Origin of the sequence: Nitrososphaera sp. (assembly GCF_050748925.1) — an archaeon.
Lineage (GTDB): Archaea > Thermoproteota > Nitrososphaeria > Nitrososphaerales > Nitrososphaeraceae > Nitrososphaera.
Genome location: NZ_JBOGQF010000087.1, coordinates 1 through 7,824 on the forward strand (window position 1 = coordinate 1; position 7,824 = coordinate 7,824).

Consider the following 7,824-nt stretch of genomic DNA (forward strand, 5'->3'; position numbering starts at 1 on the left):
GCTAAAAGATCGCGTGCTAGCAACAGACGATCACGCAAATAAGTTAGATAGGAATGAATTTCAAGTTCCCATGTATCTCTAAATGCTCTAACAGTCTCAGGCTCCTGAGTTAGATCTTCGTCACTTCCATCCTTTACTTCACGTTTGTTAATAAAAGGCTGAAAGTTAGAACCATATTTCAGCCCGTATGGAGGGTCAAAGTACACCATCTGTACTTTGCCGGCCATGTCCTCCTTTTGCAGGAGCGAATTCATCACAAGCAACGAGTCGCCGGCTATCAGTCGGTTTGACCAGTTCTGACTGTGCTTGTAAAACTGGATGGCATCACGCAGGGGAGGGTTCTGCTCCTTCTGCTCAAACCAAGTAGCGAGTGATGTCTGTATATGTCCTGCTTTTTCATAATGCCCTCTATTATCGTCATAGGGTCAATCCGTTCGTGAACGTGCAATGACACCGTGTCCACCTCAAAGCTGGTGTGTTCTGCTTTTCCGGCCCACTGCAACTGCGGATCAAGGTGCTGGTCATACGCGTACTTTGTCTTTGTAGGGCTTCCGTCAGTCTCTGGCGTCACCAAACCAACAGGAGGATCGTACGGCCGCTTTTTATCGCTATGCACATACTGTTCGACGCTATCCGAAGGAGAATTAGTAGCTCGTTTTACTTTCTTCGAAATCTTTGCCTTGGTTTTGGCCATAGAATTCTATTGGATAATTTTACCACAAGTAAATAAACTGTTTATCGTTCTCTAATATCAAACCTTATTACCGTCTCGCCGGCAACTGCCTTCCATCAAATGACCGAAGAAAAGCTAAACATCGTGGGGGTAAACGTGCTGAGGCAGAACGGCGCCAACGTAGACGAGATAGTAAAGACGCTCATCTACAACGCGTCGGTGGAATTCACCGCATACTATTATTTCACCAACTTGCGCGCCCACTGCGTCGGCCTCGAAGGAGAAGGCATGAAGGGCATAATCGAAGACGCAAGGATGGAGGACCTGAGCCATTTCGAGTCGTGCATCCAGCGCATCTACGAGCTGGGCGGAACATTGCCAAACGACGCGATGGAATTCGTCAGGATGTCGGGCTGCGAATTCCTCCAATTACCAACGCCGGCGACGAACCTGCAGGAGATACTGAAAAAGTGCCTGACAGCCGAGCAGGGCGCGATAGTGAACTGGAACAAGCTGTGCAATCTTACCATAGGCAAGGACCCTCCCACCTACGACATTGCCAAGGACATACTGAAAGAAGAGATAGAGCACGAGTCGTGGTTCCTGGAGCTCATCTACGGCAGGCCGTCGGGCCACATGCGGAGAAAGTATGCAGGCGAGCGCCCGCACACCCACAAGCACTCTAGGGCTCTGAGCCAGCTCTGAGCTTTTCTTTTACCCTGCTGATCAGGCGCTCGGCCCGCTTGACAGCCGTTTCCGCGTCCTGCCTGTTCATCAGTTCAGGCTGGTACTCGGAGGTGTTCTTCATGCCCAAAAGCGAAGTGAACTGTTTTTCGACATCAGGATACTCGTCCGCGGTAAAGATTCCTTTTATCAGCGACAGCACGTCTGTGTGAGAACCGGACGCCCTTTCTGACCGGCGCGATGCTGTAAGGGCATCAAGAGCAGTTATGGCGCTATGCACGGCGTTCATTACTGCGCTGTCAAATTCTCCTTCTTTGATAGCTATCCTTGCCATGTGCAGGGAGCCTTCCGCTTTTTTGAGATAGTTTGCGGCTTTGTCCGGGTCGACAGAGCGCGTCATCGGACCAGCTCCGACAGGTCCTTGCCCGCAACCATGATGTGGTTTGCCATGATAGAACGCACCAGCGGCTCATCCTTCTTTGATATGAACTTTTTTTTGCCCATTACTAGGGGCGACAGGTGTTTGTTGAAGGTGGATGAGACGAGATCTTGGGCATCTATCATCTTGGCGATAGAGCCATCAAAGTCGTCTGAAACGATGAACAGGTCTATGTCGCTGTCCTCCCTCTCGTCGCCAGACGCCAAGCTCCCAAACAATGCTGCCGACACTATGGGCTTGCCACTCAGGTGCTTTTGCAGCAGCCTGACAAGCGTTGGGAGGGTGTCGCGTTCTGCCTTTATGGCAGGCTGCAATATTTTATCAAGGACATAGCTATCATTGTTTAGAGACAGGACGTACGACCTGCCCGCCGGTTGCACTCTCAGAACCCCGTACCTTTCCAGCTGCTGGACTGCCACGCCTGCCTCGCTAGCTGAAACGCCGGCAGCCTGGGCAAGACGACGCACGGTAAAGACCCTGCCTTTCTGGTTTACAAGCGTCTGGAGCAGACGGATCATCACCCTGCTCCCGAGCAGCGTTTCCAGGTAAGAGTGGAACTTCATGTTCGGAATACCGTTCATATGTATGATTTATCATACATATAAACACTTTTCCGAACATGAGCCAAGAGCAGGAGCTATGCTTCCTTTTCCGCCTTTTTCACAAACACATAGTTCATGATAAAGGCCGCCACCAGCGCGCCCACTATCGGGCCTGCCCAGTACATCCAGTGAAAGTCCCAGAACCCCGAGACCAGCGCGGGGCCAAAGGTCCTTGCAGGGTTCATGCTGGCCCCGGTGAGAGGCACGCCCACCAGGTGGAGCAGAAATATCATGGTGCCTATCGCCGCGCCTGCAAAGCCGGCGGCCGCCTTTTTGTGGACGGCGACCAGAAATATCGTAGTAACCAGAAAGAACGTCAATATCGCCTCGACTGCAAAGCCGGCGCCCGCGCTCCCTTCAAGGAACTCGGAAGGGCCCGTCTGCACGCCGAACTTGACCTGCGACGCGTACTTGGGTATCACTGCCGCAAGCGTCGCCGACGCCGCCACGGCCCCAATGATCTGCGAGCCGATATAGCCGGCGCCGTCTGACACCTTCATCCTCCTGGTCGCCATCATCGCTATCGTGACTGCGGGGTTGATGTGCGTGCCAGAGATGTGGCCAAAGGCGTAGACCATGATGCCTATCACCGCGCCGTGCCCGAGCGATATTATCAGAAGCGCCTCGGCGCCAAGCGAGAGGCCGAAAACCGCGATTGCAATCGTTATAGAGAGCGGGCCGAAAAAGACCAGCGCGTATGTGCCAATGGCTTCTGCAAGCCAGGCCCGTGGGTTGACCATAGGTCATGAACCTCTGGCGAGTCTATATAAAAGGATCGACAATTTTCTACAGGTCAGCCAAACCACTTTTCAAGCGACTGGCTCCGGGCGTCGTGCGCCTTTTGCAGCCGGTCAAGCGTGCCGGCCACCCTGTCTGTCGAAAAGCTCTTGTCAACGCACAAAAAGTCCAGCACCTTTTCCCGGTCTACGGGGCCAAACTCTATTTTGTCTACCTTGGGCACCTCCGGCTTTAGAAATATGTCGCGGATCTCCTGGTACGGCACCTCAGCCAGCAGGTGCTTTACCTTCTCGACATTTTCAAGCCGGCCGTGCTCTTTGACAAGTTTTATCGCAGTCTTGGGCCCGATCCCGGCAAAGCCGCCGGGGTTAAAGTCAGTCCCTATCAATATGCCGACGTCGACCAGCTGCTCTGCCGTCAGGCCGGTCTCCTTCAGCACCTTTTCGTGCTCGTATATCTCGGGCTCGACTTCGACGTAGGCACTCTTGTTTGGCACCTTGCGCCTGCCCGACACGGCCAGGTTGCGCACCAGCCTCTTTGCGCCAAACAGCACGGAATCATAGTCCTGGCTCGCAGACGCATGGGCGAGATCTATTTTTGTCAGGTGTGCCGCAGCCGCCTCGCCGTCAGCCGGCGCCTGCACGTATGGTATGCCCATCACCGACAGCACTTTTTTCGACTCTTCGACCATCGCGCTTGTGAGGACTGACGTGCGCTTGCCGTATTTCACGGCGTCGTCCATCCTGCCCTCTTCGAGCGCATGGTTGTACTGCGCCACCGCCTCCTGCTTTACCTGGAACCGGCGCTCGATCTCTTGCGCCTTGAGCGGGTGCATCTTGCCGTCAAAGACATAGACCGGCTTTACGCCTTCCATGAGAAGGTTGACGTTTCGGTAAAAGAGGCCGGTCAGATGACTTGTAATCTCGCCCCTGCCGTTTGCAAGCGGCTCGCCGGAAGGCCCGCGTATCGTAGATAGGAACTGGTAGATAGTGTTGTAAGCGTCGATGGCGACCACCTTGCCGGACAGCTCGGCAAGTTTGAAATGGGTAGGAGTTATGAGCGGCTTTAGGTCAAGCCCCATGCAGGTGGTAGCGTGAAAGTGTTATATCTACCTGTACGTCCTCAGGGTCTGCGCCAGCCATTCCACGTCTTCCTTGCTCTTGGCAAGCCGGCCCAGCTTTATGCAGTCGCGCACGTCCTTGGACTTTAACTTATTCCAGACGGCGTCTGCCACTGCGCCGGCGATTTCTGCCGGCACGCCCTCGCGGCCCAGTATGTGTGTGCACACCTCGGCAAAGCTGCCAAAAGAGTACTGCTTGAAGTGGAGCACGACGAACCGGGACAGCAGGGGCGTCAGCATTCTGTCGGTGCCGTTGCTTGTCGCAAACACCCACGTCTTTAGCTGCGTGTTGCGCGTCTTCTGGAATTTCGTCTCTGCCACGATGCCGGTCTCCATCAGGCTGAGGAGCGCCGTCTGGTCCTTCATCGGCATGTGCTCTATCTCGTCGACTATCAGGTGCCGGGGCCTCTTTTCAAAGAGGTAGTCTATCATGCCGGATTTGGTGCTGTGGCTGCCGAGCGTGAAATACGACCTTTCAAGTTTCATGCACTCGAGCATAAAGAGCGTCTTGGCAGAAGCGGGCGGGCCGACAAGCAGGATGTGGACAGGCTTGTCGGACGAAAGCGAAAGGGAGAACAGGCGCTTGACGTCGTCATAGCCCACGATGCTGGCAAACAGTGGCTCCTCCTTTTGCAGGGGCCCCTTTGCAACCTCGCGCTCGACGTCTTCATGCACGCCGACCGGCAGATCCTCTTCTTGCATGGTCGTAATTGCCGCAGATGCGCTATAGCCGTACCTGCCAAGTAATGATGCCAACAGGCTCTAATTTTCTAGACCCGGGTTGAACGAGCGTATGGCAGATAGCACCTCGCCGCTCAGCTTCACAGTATACGCGGCCGCGTCGTCAGACGACAGCTTTGACAGCTGCTCCAGGAACACCGCCTTGTCCTTGCCCCTCTCGTACATGCCGCCGGACTCCTTTATGCATAGCGGGAACTTGGCCATCTTTAATCTCTTGGAGTTGAGGTGGCGGATGAACCTGCGGTACGCCTCAGGGTCGTACCATTCCAGCTTTTTCTCCTCGCAGTAGGCTATCCACACGTCGATGGTGTTTTGAAAGAACGCCTTGTCGCGCAGCTGCTCAAGTGCCATGCTAAAAGTCTGCCCGCTTCATCTTGGAGCCGCACCGGGGGCAGGCCCCGCCCTTGTACTTGTGGCCGCAGGCGATGCAGACATAATTTATGCCGCCGCTGCCTCCCAGCATGCCGCCAAAGCCCCCGCCCTGGCCCCCCATGCCCATGCGCGCCATCGCGCGCTTGCGCATATAGTAGGATATGCCGAGAAAGACGCCGATTATCGGGATGAGCACGAACCATCCGATGATAGGAAAGAGCAGTATGTTGAGCGTGATGCTGATCGCAATGGATATGACTATCCATATCATTTGCTGCCCCATCCAGTTCATGAAGCTACATTAGCGACTTTCTTTTATTAAGGTTTCCGGGCAATCTTTAAAGCGACAGGCTGCCTTTAAGGCGCATGGAAAAGGCGGTCCTGCAGCCGTCGATATTTGTGCTGTGCGACTCTTGCCGCTGGTGCGCGACGTACACTGACAAGTCAAGGGCGAGGGACAGGTGCCCTTCCTGCTCGTCTTCTGCGCTGTCGAGTTTCCCGGTGATGCCGGACGAGTCGTTCACGTTCAGCTACGACGAAAAGCGCGGGATAGAGATGGACTTTGGCCGGCGCAGGCGCTAGCCGATTATGGTGACCGGCATGCTGCCGCCGTTGCGGTCAAACGCCCCTATTGTCTTGTCTTCGTAGGGAAAGCTGATTATCACCGACACCAAGCCGAAAAAGTGGTTCAGGTCTTCAAGCGACGGCCTGTTTGAGGCGCCGGGGTGCGAGTGCGCCATGCCGACGTACGAGCTGTCAAAGGGCAGAAAGAAATCCGAGAACCCGGAAAAGAAAGGCCCGTTTGACGAAAACGGCGGTATGACCAATCCTTCGATGGTTATCGTGTTGTCCTTCTTTTTTCCCTGCAGGATAAGGATCGCCTCGTTTGGGTGCCACGTCTTGGCATAGGTGATGATGCCGTCCGCTGCCTGGCGCGTTATGGAAACCTGCGTCTGGGGCCTGGGCGCGCCTTTTTTCCGGAACAGCAACGGGATTTTTTGCGCGCCATCGTATTTTAACCTACTTGGCAGAATAGATAATAACCTGTCCGTGGATAGGGAGCTTGACGCAGGCAACATGCTTTTGAAAAAAGAGGCTGACAACAGGCTACTCTTGCGGAGGGGCACGGTGGGAAACGACCGCGACGGGACGCCGCTCTTGATAAACGGCAGGGGAGAGGCCTACCGCGTCAACGACACCGCGATATCGCTGTGGCACATGTGCAACGGCATAACGTTTGAAGACCTTTACCACGAAGTCCTCCGTATTTCTTCCGGCGACGAGGGCGACGTAAAGAGGTCGCTTGAGCAGATGGTGCGCCAGTTCTACGAAATTTCACTGGTCGACGTCAAAGAGGTCAGCGTTGGCCGCAGACCTGGAACGCAAACATAAAGAACCCCGCGATGCGGCTGTTGCGCCGGTAGGGGTAAAAGTTGTTCGTTTCTTTTGGCATCAATTCGTGCTTTAGAGCCTTTGCCTCTTCCTTTGATACTGCCACCTTTGCAAGGCCCTCGCCGAGCATCGTCGACCACGGCATCTGGGGCATCGAGTCTTTTTTGTTGGCCATCATGGCAACGACTCGGTCCGGCTTTTCCCTGTCAAGGACGACAGAGTACGAGTAGTCGCCGTCAAACGGGTCGGCGACCGTGAAGGGGTCGATGGCGACGTGGTGCCTGAGCCGGTCGCGCAGCGAGTCTGCAAGCCCCGCAGCGATTGCGATGTCGGTAAGGTCAAGTTTCCGCACCTCATCAGGCGTCGGCGGCCTTGTAGATGTAGCCAGCACGGTCTAACTGTCCTGCGCCTGATTATATAATTTTTCAGTCCGGCCCGGCGCGTGCAAAGATTAAATTGCACAGCAATCGCAGTGGCACTGCCGGGGTACCCAAGCTAGGTATGTCCTAGGACCCTAAAAGGGGTCAGCCTCGAGATCACATGTCGCGGACGCGCTAGCTGATGTCCTTCGGGACTCGTGGGTTCGAGTCCCACCCCCGGCGCTTTTTGACTCACTTGAAACTCACGGCGACCACGGCCGTGTCGGCTGCCACATGATTGTCGACCTCGCAGGCCCACCCGTTGCCCGTGATGCCCGCCAGCCTTTCTGACGTGGTCATGTGGGTGCCTTCGCCTTTCAGCTTTGCAACCCCCTTCGAGTTTGCAGCTTCGCCGGTGCCGCTTCCCGTCCCAACGAGAACCTCGCCCCTGTCAGTCATCTGCATAAACTTTACCTGCCAGCTCGACGTTCCGTCCTGGTTCATCTGCATCTCTACGGTGTCCCAGTGGGTGGCCCTGTACTTGCCGGTCACCGTCCCCTTGCTCGTCAACTCGGCCCTGACGCCGCTCTGCCCGATTTCGAGAATCCGAAAAGAGGTGGTCTTTGCCTTTATGACAACGTCTGACCTTGCCTTGCCTGAGCGCTTTGCCATGCCGTTGGGAGGCGCTCGCAAGCTGATATTGT

General features: G+C 55.3%; 13 protein-coding genes, 1 tRNA gene and 1 pseudogene. 4 read left to right on the forward strand and 11 right to left on the reverse strand.

Translation table 11 applies throughout. The features are described 5' to 3' along the window. Positions 1-694, reverse strand: a pseudogene (locus ACREAY_RS08080) (site-specific DNA-methyltransferase); the annotation flags it as partial. A 99-nt stretch (positions 695-793) separates the two neighbouring features. Here ACREAY_RS08080 and dps point away from each other — a divergent pair. Next, entirely contained in the window at positions 794-1,378 is a 585-nt protein-coding gene (gene dps / locus ACREAY_RS08085; protein WP_431755262.1) for a DNA protection during starvation protein, read from the forward strand. Here the strand turns inward: dps and ACREAY_RS08090 are convergent. From ACREAY_RS08090 to ACREAY_RS08120, 7 genes are read right to left on the reverse strand one after another with little or no spacing between them, the layout of a single operon-like run. Next, positions 1,356-1,757 carry a HEPN domain-containing protein gene (locus ACREAY_RS08090; RefSeq protein WP_431755263.1) on the reverse strand — a complete coding sequence of 134 codons (402 nt, stop codon included), beginning with the start codon at positions 1,755-1,757 and terminating at the stop codon, positions 1,356-1,358. The two genes, dps and ACREAY_RS08090, sit on opposite strands and share 23 nt — an antisense overlap. Then, positions 1,754-2,377, reverse strand: coding sequence for a nucleotidyltransferase domain-containing protein (locus ACREAY_RS08095; protein WP_431755264.1), 624 nt, complete (start codon positions 2,375-2,377; stop codon positions 1,754-1,756). The genes ACREAY_RS08090 and ACREAY_RS08095 overlap by 4 nt, the downstream gene beginning before the upstream one ends. Before the next feature lie 56 nt (positions 2,378-2,433). Further along, positions 2,434-3,138, reverse strand: a complete 705-nt coding sequence (locus ACREAY_RS08100) for an MIP/aquaporin family protein (protein WP_431755265.1) — start codon at positions 3,136-3,138, stop codon at positions 2,434-2,436. Between the two features lie 53 nt (positions 3,139-3,191). Continuing rightward, entirely contained in the window at positions 3,192-4,217 is a 1,026-nt protein-coding gene (fen, locus tag ACREAY_RS08105) for a flap endonuclease-1 (protein WP_431755266.1), read from the reverse strand. Positions 4,218-4,244: 27 nt separating this feature from the next. Next, complete coding sequence (locus ACREAY_RS08110; protein ID WP_431755267.1) at positions 4,245-4,958, reverse strand: ATP-binding protein; 714 nt, start codon at positions 4,956-4,958, stop codon at positions 4,245-4,247. A 60-nt stretch (positions 4,959-5,018) separates the two neighbouring features. After that, on the reverse strand, positions 5,019-5,348 hold the full coding sequence (locus tag ACREAY_RS08115) for a hypothetical protein (protein WP_431755268.1): 330 nt from the start codon (positions 5,346-5,348) through the stop codon (positions 5,019-5,021). A gap of 1 nt (position 5,349) precedes the next feature. Next, complete coding sequence (locus tag ACREAY_RS08120; protein ID WP_431755269.1) at positions 5,350-5,661, reverse strand: hypothetical protein; 312 nt, start codon at positions 5,659-5,661, stop codon at positions 5,350-5,352. Positions 5,662-5,735: 74 nt separating this feature from the next. Here ACREAY_RS08120 and ACREAY_RS08125 point away from each other — a divergent pair, with 74 nt between their 5' ends. Further along, a complete protein-coding gene (locus ACREAY_RS08125) occupies positions 5,736-5,951 on the forward strand; it encodes a hypothetical protein (RefSeq protein WP_431755270.1) in 216 nt (71 codons plus the stop codon). On the opposite strand, the gene ACREAY_RS08130 is transcribed toward ACREAY_RS08125, so the two are convergent. Beyond that, positions 5,948-6,358 carry a Mov34/MPN/PAD-1 family protein gene (locus ACREAY_RS08130; protein WP_431755271.1) on the reverse strand — a complete coding sequence of 137 codons (411 nt, stop codon included), beginning with the start codon at positions 6,356-6,358 and terminating at the stop codon, positions 5,948-5,950. The two genes, ACREAY_RS08125 and ACREAY_RS08130, sit on opposite strands and share 4 nt — an antisense overlap. A 61-nt stretch (positions 6,359-6,419) precedes the next feature. Here ACREAY_RS08130 and ACREAY_RS08135 point away from each other — a divergent pair, with 61 nt between their 5' ends. Beyond that, a complete protein-coding gene (locus tag ACREAY_RS08135; protein ID WP_431755272.1) occupies positions 6,420-6,761 on the forward strand; it encodes a PqqD family protein in 342 nt (113 codons plus the stop codon). Here ACREAY_RS08135 and ACREAY_RS08140 read toward each other — a convergent pair. Next, positions 6,727-7,152, reverse strand: a complete 426-nt coding sequence (locus tag ACREAY_RS08140; RefSeq protein WP_431755273.1) for a hypothetical protein — start codon at positions 7,150-7,152, stop codon at positions 6,727-6,729. The two genes, ACREAY_RS08135 and ACREAY_RS08140, sit on opposite strands and share 35 nt — an antisense overlap. Before the next feature lie 89 nt (positions 7,153-7,241). Between ACREAY_RS08140 and ACREAY_RS08145 the strand changes: the two genes are divergently transcribed. Next, positions 7,242-7,363 (forward strand) — tRNA-Ser (locus ACREAY_RS08145). 9 nt (positions 7,364-7,372) lie between these two features. On the opposite strand, the gene ACREAY_RS08150 is transcribed toward ACREAY_RS08145, so the two are convergent. Further along, positions 7,373-7,824: hypothetical protein (locus ACREAY_RS08150; protein ID WP_431755274.1), on the reverse strand; the 452-nt coding region annotated here is incomplete at its 5' end.